The sequence below is a fragment of the Aquabacterium sp. NJ1 genome, from assembly GCF_000768065.1.
GTDB lineage: Bacteria > Pseudomonadota > Gammaproteobacteria > Burkholderiales > Burkholderiaceae_C > Aquabacterium.
Map to the genome: position 1 here is coordinate 4,285,606 of NZ_JRKM01000001.1, position 15,468 is coordinate 4,301,073.

A 15,468-nucleotide genomic window follows, 5' to 3' on the forward strand; every position below is an offset into this window, starting at 1 on the left:
CGTGATGGGGTTTGCCGAGCACTCTAGGTAGCGAATCTGAACGCAGCCTTAAGACCTTGCTGCCCGAGCAGTGCTACCTTTGCACCAGAGGACACACCCATGCGACTGCTGCTACTTGAAGACGATGCCATCCTGGGCGATGGCCTGGCCGAATTCCTGAGAACGGAAGGCCACGTGGTGGACTGGTGCAAGCGCCTGCTCGACGTGCAAGCCCTGCAGGGCGAGCCGTACGACGTGCTGCTGGTGGATTGGCAACTGCCCGATGGCTCCGGCCTGGAGTGGATCCGCTCGCTGCGGCGCCAGGGCTCGCGCACCCCCGTTGTGATGATGACCGCCCGAGACCTGCTGGACGACCGCATCAAGGGGCTGGATTCCGGTGCGGACGACTACCTGGTCAAACCCTTTGCTCCCGAGGAGTTGGTGGCCCGCCTACGTGCCTTGCAGCGCCGCACCACTGGGGCCACGAACGCGCGTGTCTACATTGGCGAGGTCGAGGTCGACCTGATGGCCAAGGCGGTGTACCTGCATGGTGGGCGCGTTGACATCACGCAGCGCGAATGGCGTGTGCTTGAAGCCCTGTTGCAACGCGCGGGGCGTGTGGTGTCCAAGAACGATCTGGAGTCGCTGATGCTGGGGCTGGGCGGCGAGCTGGCCAGCAACTCGCTGGAGGTGCACATCTCCCGCTTGCGTCGCAAGCTGGGCGCCGAGGTGATCGAAACCGTGCGTGGCATGGGCTACAGGGTGACGACATGACGGATGCCCCGTCCATCCGCAAAGGCCTGTCACGCGTGGTGATCCAGGTCTCGCTGGCCTGGAGCCTGGCCGTGTTTGGCGTGGTGTGGTTTGCGGTGCACCACAAGCTGGATGATGTGCTGGACGGCACCTTGCAGGAGTCCGCCGAAATCCTCTATGGCCTGCTCAAGGCCAATGCCGAGCACCTGCCGATCGGCTCGGGCGGCTCCTTGCCAGCGCCGCCGCATCACGAGCGCATGGTCTGGCAACTGGTGTCGAATGACCAGCGTGTGGTGTGGCGCTCGCACAGTGCACCGACGCAGCCCCTGGCGGCCGTGCACCGCGAGCGCTGGTCGGCCGATTCACCTGACTGGCATGTGTACGGCATCCCCTTTGATGACCAGGGCACCATGCTGTATGTGGCCCAGCCCCATGGCGAGCGGCGCAAAGCCCAGCTCGAGGCGGCGCTGGTGACGGCCTGTGGGGCCTTGCTGGTGGGCCTGGCCTGTGCCGTGTGGTTGCGCAGGCGGGCGGGCAGGGAGCTGAGGCCCTTGACGGATCTGTCCGAGCAGGTGGCGCGTTACCACCCGCTGGAGCCTGGCTCATCCCCACCCATGGCCACACGTGAAGAACTGCGGCCCGTGCGCGATGCCATCGTGCACCTGGGTGACCGGCTGGCGCAGAACGTCACCAGCGAGCGGGCCTTCAGCGCCAACGCGGCCCATGCCTTGCGCACGCCGCTGGCGGGGCTGGGCGCGCAACTGGCCATGCTGCAGCGTGAAAGCCCGGCCGATGTGCAGCCTCGCATCCAGCGTGCGCGCGAGGCCGCAGACCGGCTCAGCCGGGTGGTCACCGCACTGCTGTCCCTGTTTCGCAGTGGCGGCGAAATCAAGCCTCGGCACATCGCCCTGGCCGCCTTTGTGCAGGACTTGCCACTGCCGGGCCTGGCCATCAAGGTGAGCGGTGACGCCGACGTGCAGGCCGACCCGGACCTGCTCGCCGCCGCTTTGCTCAACTTGCTGGACAACTCGGTGCGTTATGGCGCCACGCAGGCACAGGTGTCCTTCCGTCGTGATGCCCATGCGACCGTGATCCAGCTGGTGGACAACGGCCCAGGTGTGGATGAGGCCGCGCGCAAACGCATTGGCGCGGCGCTGGCCACGCAGCATTACGAGCAGGACATGGGCCTGGGGCTGATGCTGGCCGACCGTGTGGCCCGGGCGCATGGCGGGCACCTGGTGCTGGTGCCCGTCGAGCAGGGGTTTGGTGTGGAGATCACCCTGGGCTTGCGCTGAGCTATTCAATGCTGGCCACAGCCGGGTCGATCTGCTTCAGGTGGTTGGAGATCAGCCGCAAATAGGCCGCCTGGCAGGCCTCCCGGTTGGGAATGGCCGGTGCCGTGAAGCAATCGATGCCGTCCGAGGCGTACTCCTCGGTGTGCAGGGTCCGCGTGCTGGGTGGCGTACTCGGGATGATCTCGAAGACTTCCGCGCTCCAGTTCCGGTTGAACAGCCGCGGGTAGCCGAAGCTTGTCTGTGCGTGCTCGGAGCGAACCCTCTCCACGATCACGTGCGAAAACCCGGTCGGGTTCACGATCAGCCGGCCTGGCCCCTTGTGGATCCGGGTCTCGATCTTGATGCCTTGCTTGTCAGCCCACCCGTTGAGCTTCAAGAACACGGTCTTGAACTTGGTGTTGATGTAGTCGTCGGTTGACTCCAGCATGCCGCCCTTCGGGAGCCTGGGCACCTCCAGGCTGATGTCGTAGACAAACAGGACGTTGCTGATGGGCCTGAACGATTGGGGCACCCGGGTGTTCTGGTTGTAGACCGTGGGATCGTTGATCGAGGATGAGCAACCGAATAGCACCAGCAGGGGCGCCAGGAAGAGTGTTTTGTGAATGCGCATGGTTGACGGGGTGGAACGCCCCTTTTAGCTTTTCTGTTCGGTGGCGCTGGTTGCGCAACTATAGCGGCGCACGAGCCAAGGTGGCCCGCCTGATTGGATGGCGTGACTGTCACGGTCCACGCCGTGGCGTGTGCCCTCAGGGCTTGGTGCGGCCCGGCGCTGGCCACTGCTGCTTGCGCTCGGCCGTGAAGTGCCACCAGGGCTGAGGCGCCTCGCCCCCCATGAAGCGGGTGGCGGAGATGAACACATCCAGCACACAAGGGTCATGCCGTGTGCGCGTGATCGTGCAAAGGCGCTCGTACAGCTCATGCGGACACATGCCGACAAGCTGTGCGGGTTGGGTGATGCCCAGACGCTGCAGATCGGCGGCCATGGCGGGGCCGATGTTGGGCAGGTCGGTCAGACGGGTGACCCGCTCGCGGACGACTTTGCTGGGGTTCATCGCTGGCGCATGTCCAATCAAATGCTGGCGGCGTCCCGCATAGTAAGGGCCTTTGTCATCAGCACATAAGGCCCCTCAGGCCCGACGTCCTCTCGCAGCACCATCCAGCCCTGTGCTTGGTAAAAGCGCTGCGCATTGACGTTGGCCTGGAGACACTTGAGCGTGGGTGCCTTGCTGAAATAGGGCGTACAGGCGGCCAGCAGTGCCTCGCCCGCACCTTGACGCAGTGCGCTTGGGTGAACAAAGAGGTTGTGCACGAAGCTGTCTGGCTCCCAGACCGACGCAAAACCAACCACGCGGGTGCCTTTGATCGCCACCAGGATGCGTTCACCCTCAGTGTGCTGGTCAAAGTCGGATGCCTGATGCGAACCGACAGGGTCCCAGGTGAAGGCGGCGTCGCGAGACGCGACGTACAGATCACGCAGGGCCGCCTGGTCTGTTTCTTCAAACTCACGGACGACGAGGGGCATCGCCTGAAGTCCCGAACCCTCGCACTGGGTTGACGGGTCATCTTGGTGTCTACGCATCAAAAAAGTCGGTAAATCTCGTCAGCCCTGTGCCTCGTAGTACAACTTGGCAAGCTCGAGAAGATTTTGAGGCCCTTCTCCCTCATTGACCTGGCCAAATCTTGCACGTGCGGTAATGTTCTCGGCACAGGCCGACCAATGAACATTGGCGCCACCAGGGAATTCATATTGTAAGTTGGCAAGAAAGTCTTCCAGCGATCCAACGCGGTCCACTGTAAATAGTTTGTGCCCTTCTGCAGGCTTGCCCGTTTTGTTTCTGCGAGGAGGGAGAATCATCAGGTTTGCAATCTTCTCGCCAGCTTCGTAGGTAATTGGCAATTTCAATTCGGCACCAGATGCGCCGTACTGGTTAACCTTGGCATACGCCTCCTGAAAATGGCCTGAATCTATCAGGTTTCCAATTGAATCATCCAGAAGCCACAACGATGGGTCTGCTCCGGTTCCACGGTGCCACGTCCAAACCGTCACAGTGAATCGGGCTGGAATAGTGATGAATTTTCTGATAAAGGTTTTCGGATCTCCAGGAAATGCTCCGTGCCCGGATAGGATGACAACATTATTTTGAAAAACTGTCTCGGTCAATGACAAGGTTTTTGGCATTGGGGCCTCCTGTTGAAAATTCTAAGGATGCGGTAGTTACATGAAGAAGGTCGTATGTTGTGCGCGTGAATATTGTTTTGTTGACCGGCCCTTATTCTCACCTTCGTGAGGGCCTCCTTGAATACATCGCAGAAGTCTTTCGCAAGCGTAGCCCAGCGGGCCGGTAAAGGTCGTAGAGCCGTTGAGAAGAGAAGGGGTTTGCGAGGGGGGGATTTTTGGGTGCTGTAGATTGGTGTTCACAATGTCAACATTGTGTGCTTAAATCCATCCCATCGCAGCCAACGCCGATGATGGAGCCCCGCATGAGCCACGCCAAAGCTGACAAAGCCAACTGCCCGCGCATCGGCACGCGCTACCGTGACTGGCGCCTCAATGGCCCTTACGACGCGCTCATCATCGGCTCCGGCATGGGTGGGCTCACCACGGCGGCCTTCCTGTCCGAGCTGGGCTGGAAGGTGGCGGTGCTGGAGCAGCACTACACCGCCGGCGGCTACACCCACAGCTACGAGCGCGAAGGCTATGAGTGGGATGTGGGCCTGCATTACGTGGGTGACATGGGTGCGCCCACCATGCCGCGCAAGCTGATGGATTTCCTCACCGGCGGCCGCCTGCAATGGGCCGCCATGGACCAGGCTTACGACCGCTTCTTCATCGGCGACAAGGTGTTTGACGCGCTGGCAGGCAAGCAGGCCTACCGCGACGAGCTGGTGCGCCGCTTCCCGCAAGAGGCCAAGGCCATCGACCGCTACATGGCCCGGCTGGCCGAGGTCAAGAAATACGTGCCCCTGTTCACCATGGCGCGCCTGCTCACGCCCTGGCAGCGCAAGCTGGCCCAGCCGCTGCTCAACATGCTGCTACCACGCAGCTTCGGCATGACCACCGGCGCCGTGCTGGCGGAGCTCACGCGCAACCCTGATCTGTTGGCGGTGCTCACGGGCCAGTGGGGTGACTACGGCATGTCGCCCAATCAGTCGTCTTTCATCATCCATGCGCTGGTGGCCAGCCATTATCTGCACGGGGGCTACTACCCGGTGGGCGGCAGCTGGCGCATTGCCGAGGCCATCCTGCCCAAGATCCGCGCGGCTGGTGGCGAGGTGTTCACGTATGCCCGAGTCAAGCAGATCGTGTCCGAGCAAGGCCAGGTCAATGGCGTGCTGATGGAAGATGGCACCCGCATCGATTGCGCCTGCGTGGTCTCCAGTGCCGGCGTGTTCAACACCTTCGGGCACTTGCTGCCCGCAGCCGCGGTGCAGCGCGCGGGTTATGACCAGTTGCTGCCCAAGGTCAAGCCCAGTGCAGCCCACCTGGGTGTCTACATTGGCCTCAAGCAGACGGCCGAAGAGCTGGGCCTGCCCAAGACCAATTTCTGGGTCTATCCAGGCAGTGATTTCGACGGCATCACCCAGCGCTTCATGGATGACCCGGATGCGCCGTTCCCCGTGGTCTACATCTCCTTTCCCTCGGCCAAGGACCCGGACTTTGCGCGGCGCTACCCCGGCAAGGCCACCATCGAGATCGTGGCGCCGACCAACTACGCCTGGTTCGAGAAGTGGGAAGACACCATCTGGGGCAAGCGCGGGCAGGACTATGACGCCATGAAGGCCCAATGGGGTGAGCGCCTGATGGAGGTGCTGTACGACAAGTTGCCCCAACTGCGGGGCAAGGTCGACTACTTCGAGGTGTCCACCCCCTTGTCGACCAACTGGTTTGGCGGCTACCAGCGAGGCGAGCTGTATGGGCTGGACCATGACCCGCAGCGCTTCCAGCAGGACTGGTTGAGCCCGCGCACCCGCATCCAGGGCCTGTGGCTGACAGGGCAGGATGTGCTGTCATGCGGCATCGTGGGCGCCATGATGGGTGGCGTGCTCACGGCCACGGCCGTGGCAGGCTTCAGGCAGATGGGGCCCGTGCTCAAGCGCGTCATGCAGGCGCAGGCCAATGGCGCCCGCCATGCCGGGCTTGGCGAGCAGGATGAGGCCGAGCGCGCCGCTCAGGCTTGAGGCGCGGCGGGCGCCTCATTGGCCGCTGGCTTTGATCAGCGCCTCAATGACCTCGGAGCCTGTGCCACCTTGCGGGTCCAGTTGCTGGACCTTGGCCAGGTAGGCCCGTGCTGATTCGGGATCCTGGCGCCGCAGGCGGATGAAGGCCAGCGCCTTGAGCGTGAAGGCCCAGAAGCGCGCAGGGCCTGGCGTCATGAAGTCCGCCATGTCGGGCGTGACGATGCGCCAGTCATCGGGCAGGCCGGCCTGTTCGGCAGCCACCTCCAGCCCCTTGAGCGCGGCCAGTTCGGCTTGTTCAAAGTCCGCATGGCGCGCATGGAACTTGTAGAGCAGGTAGTACAGCGAAGGGCAATTGGGCGCGCAGACCTGGGCTGTCCACAGCAGGGCCAGCGCGCGTTCAGGCGTTTCTGCCACGCGTGCCTGTTCGACCAGGGACTTGACCTGCGGCGGCACGTCGCCGCCGAACAGGTCGGTCGATGATTCGCCGGTGAGGATGTTCACCATGCCCCCGCCGAGGCCGCCAGGCGGGTCACCACTTCGCCACCCAGCAGGTGCTTCTCGAAGATCTCGGGCACGTCTTCCGGCTTGACGCGGCTGTAGAGCACGCTGTCGGGGAAGACGAGCACGTTGACACCGCCATCACAAGGGCCCAGGCAACCGGAGTAGGTCACGCCCACTTGTTCATAGGCGTTGCGCACCTGCAGTTCCTTCCAGAAGGCCTGCAGCACGGCCTGGCTGCCCTGTGCAGCACAGCAGCCCCGAGGGTGCCCGGGTGGGCGTTGTTGAGAGCACACGAAGACACTGCGTTCGGGGCGAGACATGGCGTTTTCCTTTTAGCCAAACTTGAAGAGGATGCCGTGGCCGCCGCGTGGGTACTCCCACGCCACATTGCTGTGTTCGGAGCAGATGATGCGGCAGCTGCCGCATTCCAGGCAGCCGTCGGTGATCAGGGTCACCGCGCCATTGCCTTCGGCCTTGTAGCAGGAGGCCGGGCAGATGAAGGTGCACGAGCGGTCCTTGCATTCGCTGCGGCACACCTCGGCATCCTTGATCTGGATGTGGGGGCGGCCGGCGTCGACCTTGTAGCGGTTCTGGAAGAGCTTTTCTTCCACGTTCACATTGAGGGGGATCATGGTGTCACTCCTGAGTCAAGGTGTGGAAGGGCTGATCAACGGAAGGCGCGCCACAGCTTGAAGGCGTCGCCCACCAGACCGCTGAAGGTGCGCGCCGTCTTGAAGCTGGAGAAGATTTCGCGCTCCTTGGTCTTCTTGTCGACGTTGTCCACCGTCACCATGGTGCGGGCCGCCTTGTTGAGCAGCTCGGGGTAGGTGGTGAAGAACTGCGGGTTGTCGTGGAAGACCTTGGGCATGTCGCGGTACTTCTTGAGGTCCTTCATCACGAAGGATTCGTCCAGCGCCTTCTGGTAGGCCTTGAGCGCGGCTTCATTGCATTCCTTGCCGGCGGCCTTGGCATTGATCACGGTCTCGGCAGCAAGACGCCCCGTGGTCATGGCCAGGTTGGAGCCCTCGCGGTGCACGGCGTTCACGAAGCCGCCCGAGTCACCCACGATCATCCAACCGTTGCCATACACCTTGGGCACGGCGAAGAAGCCGCCCTCGGGGATCAGGTGGGCGCAGTACTCCTTCATCTCGCCGCCCTGAATCAGCGGTGCCACGGAGGGGTGTTGCTTGAGCTGCTCCAGCAGGGTGTAGGGCGAGGTCTTGTTCTCGTTCTTCTTGAAGTCCGACAACATGCAACCGATGCCGATGGTGAGCGAATCCTTGTTGGTGTAGAGGAAGCCCGTGCCCATCATGCCGTCGGTGATCTTGCCGACCATCTCGATGACCACGCCTTCTTCATCCTTGATGTTGAAGCGCTGCTGGATCAGCTCTTCGGGCATGAAGAGGATTTCCTTGACGGCCAGGGCCACGTTGTTGGCCTTGATCTCGCCATGGAAGCCGGCCTTGCGGGCCAGTGTGCTGTTGACACCATCAGCCAGGATCACCACATCGGCGAACACATCGCCGGCCTCGCGGTCGCAGCGCACGCCCACCACCTTGTTGCCGTCCATGATCAGCTCTTGCACCGTGGTCTCGCAGATCAGCAGGGCGCCTGCTTCGCGCACCTTGGAGCTGAACCACTTGTCGAACTGCGCGCGGATGATGGTGTAACGGTTGTAGGGCGGCTTGTTGTAGTCCTCGCTGCGGAAGTGGCTGCCCACGAAGCTGGCGTCGTCCAGCACCCACATGCGTTGCTCGATGATGTGGCGCTCCAGCGGCGCGTCTTCGCGGAAGTCGGGGATGATGCGCTCCAGGGCATCGGCGTACAGGATGGCGCCTTGCACGTTCTTGGAGCCCGGGTACTCGCCACGCTCGATCTGCAGCACCTTCAGGCCCGCCTTGGCCGCGGTGTAGGCCGCCGCGTTGCCAGAGGGGCCGGCGCCCACGACGATCACATCAAAATCTTTCTTGCTCATGTCAGTGCTCCTGATCGGTCATGGGGGTGGGGTCAAGCGACCTTCTTGATGCGCTGGTCGATGTGCGCCTGGAAGGCTTGCGTCAAGGCGGGCAGCACCTGCATGGCGTTGCCCACGATGCCGTAGTGCGCGAAGTCGAAGATCGGGGCGTTCGGGTCGGTGTTGATGGCCACGATGACGTCCGAGGCCTCCATGCCCACGCGGTGCTGGATGGCACCTGAAATGCCGGCGGCGATGTACAGCTTGGGGCGAACCGTCTTGCCGGTCTGGCCCACCTGGCGGTCCGCTTCGACCCAGCCGGCTTGCACGCAGGGGCGCGTGGCGCCGACCTCGCCGCCCAGCACGCGGGCCAGGTCGAACACCAGCTTGAAGTTGTCGGGGTTCTTCAAGCCCTTGCCACCGCTGACGATCACGTCGGCATAAGGCAGGTTGATCTTGTTGGAGTTGGCGTCGGCAATGAAGTCCAGCAGCTTGGTGACGATGTTGGTTTCGATCAGGCCCAGTGCGTCTTCGCTGGTGGTGCCCGTGCGATCGGCCTCGGCGCGGGGCATGGCCATCACGCGCGGCCGCACGGTGGCCATTTGCGGGCGGTAGGCCAGGGTCATGATCGTGCACAGCAGCGAGCCGCCAAAGGTGGGGCGTGTGGCCGCCAGCGCACGGGTGTTGGGGTCGATGGCCAGCTCGGTGCAGTCTGCCGTGAGGCCGGTGAGCAAGGTGGTGGCCACGGAGCCGGCCAGATCGCGGCCTTGCGAGGTGGCACCCAGCAGCACGATCTCGGGCTTGTACTTGTTGACCAGGTCCGTCAGGCCTTTGGTGAAAGGCTCGTTGCGGTAGCCGTTGAGCACGGTGTCGCGCATGATGTAGACGTGGTCGGCGCCGAAGGTGTGGGCCTCCTTGGCGAACTCGTCCAGGTTCTCATCGGGGCCGCCCAGCACCACGCCGCACAAGGGTGAGCCCAACTGGTCGGCCAGCTTGCGGCCTTCGCCCAGCAGCTCCCAGGACACGCTGTGCGCATGGCCACGCTCGTGCTCGATGAACACCCACACGCCTTTGTAGGCCTTGAGCTCTTCAGACAGTTCCAGGTTGCGGCCGCGTCCGGCGGGCCTCAGTGCTGGCGTACTGGCGGGTTTGGCTTCACTCATGATGGGGCTCCGAGGTAGGTGATGACAGCGTGGTGGACGGGGCTTGAATGAGGGACACGCATGGAGTCAGGCGCTGAACTTCTCGACCAGGTCCTGCTCCAGCGTGGGGTGGACGGTGAAGATGGACTGCAGCAGGTTGAGCGAGATGTCGCGCAGGCTGGAGTTTTCGACGTTCATCATCTCGGCCTTCTCGGAGCGCGGGGTGGGCCCGAACACGCGGCTCACCACCGTGGGCGAACCCTTGAGGCCGATCTTGCTGATGTCTTCGATGCCGGCGTCGTCCTTGTTCCATTTGCGAACCTGGTAGGCCGCGGCGTGGATCATCGATGGCAGCGAGGCAAAACGCATCTCGTTGGTGTTCTCCAGCATCGTGATCAGGCAGGGCAGGGCGGTCTTGAGGATCTGCACGCCCCCTTCGCCACGGCGCTCCACGGTGATCGTGCCGGCCTCCAGGTCGGTCTCGACAATGCGGGAGACATAGGTCAGCAACTGCAGGCCCATGCGTTTGGCGATGCCCGGGCCCACCTGGGCGGTATCGCCGTCGATGGTTTGCTTGCCGGTGAAGACCATGTCCACCTTCTGCTCGCTGTTGAGCTTGCGGATGGCGGCGGCCAGCGCGTAGGAGGTGGCCAGCGTGTCGGCACCGGCAAAGGCGCGGTCGGTGACCAGCACGGCGTCGTCGGCGCCAAAGGATACGCACTTGCGCAGGGCCTCTTCAGCTTGCGGCGGGCCCATGCAGATCACCGTGACCTTGCCGCCGAACTTGTCCTTCAGGCGCAGGGCTTCTTCCAGCGAGAACAAGTCATACGGGTTCACGATCGCCGGCACGCCCTGGCGCATGATGGTGTTGGTGACCGGGTGCACGCGGATCTGGGCCGAGTCCGGGACCTGTTTGATGCAGACGACGATGTGCATGGTGCTCTCCTGCGAGGCGGGTTTTGTTTTGGTGGCGAGGGGTCAGGCAGCGTGTGACGCAGTGGGCACGGCCGGCACGGTGTACGAAGGCACCGTGCCGCCTTGTGAGGGCAGCGTGGCCTTGAGGTTCTGCAGCGTCACGTGCTGGTGGCCATCGGCATCCTGGAAAACCTTGAACACCTTTTCTTGCGCGGGCGTGGACTTGACGAAGTCCTCATAGGCCTTGATCAACAGGCCCCGATAGCACTGGTAGAGCGCCTGCTCGTTGTTCTCGGGCAGATGCGGCTCCTGGCGGATGTACTGGTAGAAGCGCTTGAGGATGTGCAGGCGGCTGACGTTCACGACGGCCTTGTCATAGGGCACGCCAAAGAAGGACAGAAAGTCTTCAGCTGCGGAGAGCTGACGCAGTTGCGCGGCAAAGGTGTCGGTCATGATCAGGCTCCTGTGGTGGATCTGGGGGACAGGCTGAAGGTGGGTTGCGAGCAGGTGTCATCGCAGGTGTGGCAAACAGACTCCACAGCGGCATCCTTGGATGCAAGCCCCTTGATGAGCTTGAGTTCGTGTTCCAGCTCGCTGATGCGATCCAGCAGGCAGCCAATGGCCTTGCCCACTGGATCAGGGATGAGGTGGTGGTCGAGATTGATGTCGCGGCCGGCCTTGCCGGTGCTGGCGGGCGTCTGGCGCACCACCACGCGGCCGGGGATGCCGACCACGGTGGCAGCGGCGGGCACGTTGTCGATGACCACGGAGTTGGCCGCCACGCGGGCGCGTTCGCCCACGGTGATGGCGCCCAGGATCTTGGCCCCAGCACCCACGACCACACCATGCCCGAGCGTCGGGTGGCGCTTGCCTGGGCGCCAGGTGGTGCCGCCCAGCGTCACGCCGTGGTAGAGCGTCACGTCATCACCGATCTCGGCGGTCTCGCCGATCACGACGCCTGCACCATGGTCGATGAAGAAGCGCCGGCCAATGCGGGCACCGGGGTGGATGTCGACATTGGTGAAGCCGCGCGCCATGAAGGACAGCCAACGTGGCAGGTAGCGCCAGCCACGCGTCCACAAGGCATGGGCCATGCGGTGCAGGGCCACGGCCTGCACACCGGGGTAGATGGTCCAGACCTCGAAGCGGCTGCGGGCGGCCGGGTCACGCGCCAGCACGCAGGCCACGTCCTCGCGCAGGCAAGCCCACCACGATGGCATCGGCTCGGCGGTGGCCGCAGAAGCAGGCATCGCGGCCATGGCTTGCAGGGCAGGGTCTTCGCGCTTCATGATGCCTGTCCTTGCGCGCTCATGGCTTCCAGGAAGAAGCGTTGCAGGTCATCGGGCGTGGGCGCGCGCTTGGTGTTGACGGCATGCATGCGGATGCGCTCCAGCAGGGAAGGCACCTGCGGGTCGATCACCGGCAGGCCCAGCGCCTGATACGCCACGCGCACGGCCCGCGAGCCCGAGTGCTTGCCCAGCACCGTGCGGCGCTCGCGGCCCAGCTCGGCGGGGTCGAAGCCTTCGTAGTTGCTGGGGTTCTTGAGCAGGCCATCCACATGGATGCCCGATTCGTGCGTGAACACGGCCTCGCCCACGATGCTCTTGTTGGCTGCCACCGGGCGCCCCGAGGCTTGCGCCACCAGTTGCGAGATGGCGACCAACTCGGTGGTGCGCACACCGCAGTCCAGCCCATGCAGGTGGCGCAGGCTCATCACCACTTCTTCCAGCGCCGCGTTGCCGGCGCGCTCACCCAGGCCGTTGACGGTGGTGTTGGCATGCGTGGCGCCGGCGCGCAAGGCGGCCAGCGTGTTGGCGGTGGCCAGCCCGAGGTCGTTGTGCGCGTGGATTTCGATCTCGATGTCCACGGCTTCACGCAGGCGGGCAACGGCTTCGTAGGTCGAGAAGGGGTCCAGCACACCCAGGGTGTCGGCGAAGCGGATGCGGCGGGCACCCGCGCGTTGTGCTTGCGTGGCCAGTTGCGCGAGGAACACCGGGTCGGCACGCGATGCGTCTTCAAAACCCACGGACACCTCATGGCCCGCTTCATGCACGGCGCTCACGTAGTACAGCACCTGATCCAGTGCCCACTCGCGGCTTTGTTGCAGCTTGTGCTGCAGGTGGATGTCGGAGGCGGGAATGGACAGGTGGACGATGTCGACGTCGCATTCGAGTGCCGCGGCGATGTCTGCCTCGCACATGCGGCCCCACACCATGAGCCGGCTGTTCAAGCCCATCGCTGCGATGCAATTGATGGTCTCGATCTCGGCCTGGCCCATGGTGGGGATGCCGACTTCCAGCTCCGGCACACCCGCATCTGACAAGGCTTTGGCGATGGCGCATTTCTCCGCCACGGTGAAAGCCACGCCAGCGGTTTGTTCGCCGTCGCGCAGGGTCGTGTCGTTGATGGTGGCGCTGTGCATGGTGGTGTCGCAAGCAGAGGGTGGGCAACTTGTCTGTTGCTTGGACTGCAAGCGGTGTGCCAGCGCATGCGCGGCTCATTGGTGTTGTCAACCTGTTGATTTGATTGATGTTTTACCGATGTGTGGACTGTGAGCCTGGCTGCAAATGGCCTGTCGGGTTTGCGCCATTTCCCACACAGTGGCGGGATGGTCGGCCCCACGGGACATGGTGAAAGCCCTAGCGGTACTTTTGATCAGGATGTGTACATTTGGTCGCATCTTGATTGGCGCTTGATCGGCGCTTGTGAGCGACACCACCATGGCAACTGACAGACAACCCCACTCGACAGATCGACGCCAGCTCGTGAAGTCCGCCCTCGGTCTTGGCGTCATGGCCGCCAGCGGTCTGACGCCACTCATGGCCAAGGCCGCAACAGCCCCATCGCGCATTGATGTGCACGCCCACCTTATTCCTGACTTCTACAGACAGGCGATGACGGACTACAACGTCGCAGGCGATGGCGGCATCCCCATCCCCGCCTGGTCGCCCGGTGCCGCCGTGAACTTCATGAACAAGTTCGGCATCCAGACCCAGGTGGTGTCGCTGTCGGAGCCTGGCTTTGCGTTCCTGCCTGATCTCGACGCGCGTGTGCAGATGGCCCGGCAGATCAACGACTACATCCGCGATGGCCTGATCAACGTGTCGCCTGCTTCGCCGCTGTACCGGCGCTTTGGCGGCTTTGCATCACTGCCTCTGGGCGACCCCGACAACCCCAGCGAAGTGGCCGCAGCCTGCGCTGAAGCCGTGAGGGCCATCAACACGCTGGGTCTGGATGGCATCGGCCTTTACTCCAGCTACAAGGGGGTCTACCTGGGCGACCCGAGGCTGGACCCACTGATGAGAACCTTGAACGAGTTGTGCGCCTATGTGTTCATCCACCCGGTTGCACCGCCCGTTCGCCCGGACTTGTCCATGCCCAATTTCGTGCTGGACTTCCCCTTTGAAACGACGCGGGCCATCACCAACATGCTCTACAAGGGCATCTTCCTGAGGTACCCCTTCATTCGATGGCAGGCCGCGCATGCTGGCGGCACCATCCCGTTCGTGTCGTACCGCAGCGCCTTGCTGGCCTTGAACCTGAACCCGCGCAGCAGCTCGTATTCAAGGCTCTTCTACGACACGGCGCTGTCAGCCGCACCGCCAGCCATGGCGGCCGTCCGCAAGGTGACAGACGTCAGCCACATCCTGCTCGGCACGGACTACCCTTACGCGGGCATCGTTTACGCGCTCAAACTGCCGGGTGATCCCAATTCGGAATTGAACGACTCGTTCTCGGCTTCCGAGCGCCAGCAGGTTGACCGGGGCAATGCGCTGGCACAACTGCCGCGCCTGTCAAAGCGACTTGGTCTTGGCTAGTGCTGACGGTGTCTTGTTGCCCGAAACCAGCGCCGCACCCGCCAGGCACCACGCGAAGATCAATTCGGCTTCGGCCAGCAGGGCTTCGCGGCGTTCAGGTGTTTCGATGTACGCCAGGCACAACTCGAATGTCTGCTGGACGATGAGCCTCAGTGCCAGATCCAGTTTGTCTGCTGGCAAAGGCGGCAGGCGACCCGCCTGGCCCAGATCGCTGCGCATGTCTGCCACGATCTGATGTGCCCCTTGCTCGATGGCTGATCTCGCCGGGCCATGGGGCCCATGCCGTTCACGCATGGCCACGACGAAGGTGTCCTTGTTGGCCAAGGCAAAGTCGAACAGCCAGCCCACCACGGTGCGCGACGACAGCGCATTGGGCGGCACCTGGCCGCGGGCCCGGCGCAAGCCATCCCGAAGCTCAAGGGTGAAGTCCCCGATCAGCGTGGGCATCATGTCGGCCACGCTCGGAAAATGCCGATAGATCGAGTTGTGGCTCATGCCGGCCTCTTTCGCCAGCTCGCGCAACGTCAAGCGTGCGCTGCCCTCCCTGGCCACCAGGCGAGCGACGGCATCCAGCAGCTTGCGCCGACCTTGCCCGTACTCGGTCTTGAACGAGGTATGCGCTGGCTCTGCCGTTGGCGGCTTGGAGGATTTTCGGCGGAGGGGCTGCCCGTTTGACATGCTGGGGATTCTAGGTTTGTTCGCCCAGGGTGAGGTTCACTTTCAGGCTGGAATTGCTGACGCCAGTTTCAGCGTGATGGGTTCTTTTGCGGATGGATCCGAATAGCTGGGTTGCTGCGAATGCTGCCATCCGCCGGCGGCAAACGAACTTCCGGTAAGCGCTATCAAGCTGACGTTCGCCCAGGAGGCCGGCAGGGCTTCGGATGTCAGCTATTCGACGTACAACTGAGGTCAGCGCCTCAACTGTTCGGGCT

Annotated in this window: 18 protein-coding genes; 4 read left to right on the forward strand and 14 right to left on the reverse strand. The window is 63.4% G+C overall.

Features of this window, described 5'->3' with window-relative positions:
- The first annotated feature begins 99 nt into the window (after positions 1–99).
- Both JY96_RS18425 and JY96_RS18430 read left to right on the forward strand, forming a co-directional pair.
- A complete protein-coding gene (locus JY96_RS18425; RefSeq protein WP_035039673.1) occupies positions 100–753 on the forward strand; it encodes a response regulator transcription factor in 654 nt (217 codons plus the stop codon).
- Positions 750–2,027, forward strand: coding sequence for a HAMP domain-containing sensor histidine kinase (locus JY96_RS18430; protein ID WP_052162710.1), 1,278 nt, complete (start codon positions 750–752; stop codon positions 2,025–2,027). The genes JY96_RS18425 and JY96_RS18430 overlap by 4 nt, the downstream gene beginning before the upstream one ends.
- Position 2,028: 1 nt before the next feature.
- On the opposite strand, the gene JY96_RS18435 is transcribed toward JY96_RS18430, so the two are convergent.
- The 4 genes from JY96_RS18435 to JY96_RS23345 form a co-directional block, all read right to left on the reverse strand.
- Positions 2,029–2,637, reverse strand: coding sequence for a hypothetical protein (locus JY96_RS18435; RefSeq protein WP_035039678.1), 609 nt, complete (start codon positions 2,635–2,637; stop codon positions 2,029–2,031).
- A 136-nt stretch (positions 2,638–2,773) separates the two neighbouring features.
- Positions 2,774–3,079, reverse strand: coding sequence for a helix-hairpin-helix domain-containing protein (locus tag JY96_RS18440; RefSeq protein WP_035039679.1), 306 nt, complete (start codon positions 3,077–3,079; stop codon positions 2,774–2,776).
- Between the two features lie 17 nt (positions 3,080–3,096).
- Complete coding sequence (locus tag JY96_RS18445) at positions 3,097–3,549, reverse strand: GNAT family N-acetyltransferase (RefSeq protein WP_081961409.1); 453 nt, start codon at positions 3,547–3,549, stop codon at positions 3,097–3,099.
- Positions 3,550–3,627: 78 nt separating this feature from the next.
- Entirely contained in the window at positions 3,628–4,206 is a 579-nt protein-coding gene (locus tag JY96_RS23345; protein ID WP_152606572.1) for a putative adhesin, read from the reverse strand.
- Between the two features lie 302 nt (positions 4,207–4,508).
- Between JY96_RS23345 and JY96_RS18455 the strand changes: the two genes are divergently transcribed.
- Complete coding sequence (locus JY96_RS18455) at positions 4,509–6,206, forward strand: NAD(P)/FAD-dependent oxidoreductase (protein WP_081961670.1); 1,698 nt, start codon at positions 4,509–4,511, stop codon at positions 6,204–6,206.
- Between the two features lie 15 nt (positions 6,207–6,221).
- On the opposite strand, the gene JY96_RS18460 is transcribed toward JY96_RS18455, so the two are convergent.
- The 9 genes from JY96_RS18460 to nifV form a co-directional block, all read right to left on the reverse strand.
- A complete protein-coding gene (locus JY96_RS18460; RefSeq protein ID WP_235333976.1) occupies positions 6,222–6,710 on the reverse strand; it encodes a hypothetical protein in 489 nt (162 codons plus the stop codon).
- Positions 6,704–7,027 (reverse strand): ferredoxin, encoded by a 324-nt coding sequence (locus tag JY96_RS18465; protein WP_035039683.1) that lies wholly within the window; start codon positions 7,025–7,027, stop codon positions 6,704–6,706. The genes JY96_RS18460 and JY96_RS18465 overlap by 7 nt, the downstream gene beginning before the upstream one ends.
- Before the next feature lie 12 nt (positions 7,028–7,039).
- Entirely contained in the window at positions 7,040–7,339 is a 300-nt protein-coding gene (locus tag JY96_RS18470) for a ferredoxin family protein (protein ID WP_035039684.1), read from the reverse strand.
- A 35-nt stretch (positions 7,340–7,374) separates the two neighbouring features.
- Complete coding sequence (locus tag JY96_RS18475) at positions 7,375–8,682, reverse strand: FAD-dependent oxidoreductase (RefSeq protein ID WP_035039686.1); 1,308 nt, start codon at positions 8,680–8,682, stop codon at positions 7,375–7,377.
- Positions 8,683–8,714: 32 nt separating this feature from the next.
- Positions 8,715–9,824 (reverse strand): electron transfer flavoprotein subunit alpha/FixB family protein, encoded by a 1,110-nt coding sequence (locus tag JY96_RS18480; RefSeq protein WP_035039688.1) that lies wholly within the window; start codon positions 9,822–9,824, stop codon positions 8,715–8,717.
- Between the two features lie 66 nt (positions 9,825–9,890).
- Positions 9,891–10,739: an electron transfer flavoprotein subunit beta/FixA family protein gene (locus JY96_RS18485; protein WP_035039689.1), complete on the reverse strand. Its 849-nt coding sequence runs from the start codon at positions 10,737–10,739 to the stop codon at positions 9,891–9,893.
- 42 nt (positions 10,740–10,781) lie between these two features.
- Positions 10,782–11,171 carry a nitrogenase stabilizing/protective protein NifW gene (nifW, locus tag JY96_RS18490; RefSeq protein WP_052162711.1) on the reverse strand — a complete coding sequence of 130 codons (390 nt, stop codon included), beginning with the start codon at positions 11,169–11,171 and terminating at the stop codon, positions 10,782–10,784.
- Between the two features lie 2 nt (positions 11,172–11,173).
- Positions 11,174–12,007 (reverse strand): serine O-acetyltransferase, encoded by an 834-nt coding sequence (cysE, locus tag JY96_RS18495; protein WP_235333977.1) that lies wholly within the window; start codon positions 12,005–12,007, stop codon positions 11,174–11,176.
- A complete protein-coding gene (nifV, locus tag JY96_RS18500; protein WP_035039691.1) occupies positions 12,004–13,140 on the reverse strand; it encodes a homocitrate synthase in 1,137 nt (378 codons plus the stop codon). Before nifV ends, cysE begins: the two co-directional genes overlap by 4 nt.
- 343 nt (positions 13,141–13,483) lie before the next feature.
- Between nifV and JY96_RS18505 the strand changes: the two genes are divergently transcribed.
- A complete protein-coding gene (locus tag JY96_RS18505) occupies positions 13,484–14,536 on the forward strand; it encodes an amidohydrolase family protein (RefSeq protein WP_161784360.1) in 1,053 nt (350 codons plus the stop codon).
- On the opposite strand, the gene JY96_RS18510 is transcribed toward JY96_RS18505, so the two are convergent.
- Positions 14,513–15,214 (reverse strand): TetR/AcrR family transcriptional regulator, encoded by a 702-nt coding sequence (locus tag JY96_RS18510; RefSeq protein ID WP_035039693.1) that lies wholly within the window; start codon positions 15,212–15,214, stop codon positions 14,513–14,515. The two genes, JY96_RS18505 and JY96_RS18510, sit on opposite strands and share 24 nt — an antisense overlap.
- Positions 15,215–15,468: the final 254 nt, after the last annotated feature.

Bases quoted from the DNA above. Each gene is read 5' to 3' on its own strand.
- JY96_RS23345 (WP_152606572.1), bottom strand. From the start codon at position 4,206: ATGCCAAAAACCTTGTCATTGACCGAGACAGTTTTTCAAAATAATGTT.
- JY96_RS18455 (WP_081961670.1), top strand. From the start codon at position 4,509: ATGAGCCACGCCAAAGCTGACAAAGCCAACTGCCCGCGCATCGGCACG.
- JY96_RS18475 (WP_035039686.1), bottom strand. From the start codon at position 8,682: ATGAGCAAGAAAGATTTTGATGTGATCGTCGTGGGCGCCGGCCCCTCT.
- JY96_RS18440 (WP_035039679.1), bottom strand. From the start codon at position 3,079: ATGAACCCCAGCAAAGTCGTCCGCGAGCGGGTCACCCGTCTGACCGAC.
- cysE (WP_235333977.1), bottom strand. From the start codon at position 12,007: ATGAAGCGCGAAGACCCTGCCCTGCAAGCCATGGCCGCGATGCCTGCT.
- JY96_RS18510 (WP_035039693.1), bottom strand. From the start codon at position 15,214: ATGTCAAACGGGCAGCCCCTCCGCCGAAAATCCTCCAAGCCGCCAACG.
- nifV (WP_035039691.1), bottom strand. From the start codon at position 13,140: ATGCACAGCGCCACCATCAACGACACGACCCTGCGCGACGGCGAACAA.
- nifW (WP_052162711.1), bottom strand. From the start codon at position 11,171: ATGACCGACACCTTTGCCGCGCAACTGCGTCAGCTCTCCGCAGCTGAA.
- JY96_RS18460 (WP_235333976.1), bottom strand. From the start codon at position 6,710: ATGGTGAACATCCTCACCGGCGAATCATCGACCGACCTGTTCGGCGGC.
- JY96_RS18425 (WP_035039673.1), top strand. From the start codon at position 100: ATGCGACTGCTGCTACTTGAAGACGATGCCATCCTGGGCGATGGCCTG.
- JY96_RS18480 (WP_035039688.1), bottom strand. From the start codon at position 9,824: ATGAGTGAAGCCAAACCCGCCAGTACGCCAGCACTGAGGCCCGCCGGA.
- JY96_RS18430 (WP_052162710.1), top strand. From the start codon at position 750: ATGACGGATGCCCCGTCCATCCGCAAAGGCCTGTCACGCGTGGTGATC.
- JY96_RS18465 (WP_035039683.1), bottom strand. From the start codon at position 7,027: ATGTCTCGCCCCGAACGCAGTGTCTTCGTGTGCTCTCAACAACGCCCA.
- JY96_RS18435 (WP_035039678.1), bottom strand. From the start codon at position 2,637: ATGCGCATTCACAAAACACTCTTCCTGGCGCCCCTGCTGGTGCTATTC.
- JY96_RS18485 (WP_035039689.1), bottom strand. From the start codon at position 10,739: ATGCACATCGTCGTCTGCATCAAACAGGTCCCGGACTCGGCCCAGATC.
- JY96_RS18445 (WP_081961409.1), bottom strand. From the start codon at position 3,549: ATGCCCCTCGTCGTCCGTGAGTTTGAAGAAACAGACCAGGCGGCCCTG.
- JY96_RS18470 (WP_035039684.1), bottom strand. From the start codon at position 7,339: ATGATCCCCCTCAATGTGAACGTGGAAGAAAAGCTCTTCCAGAACCGC.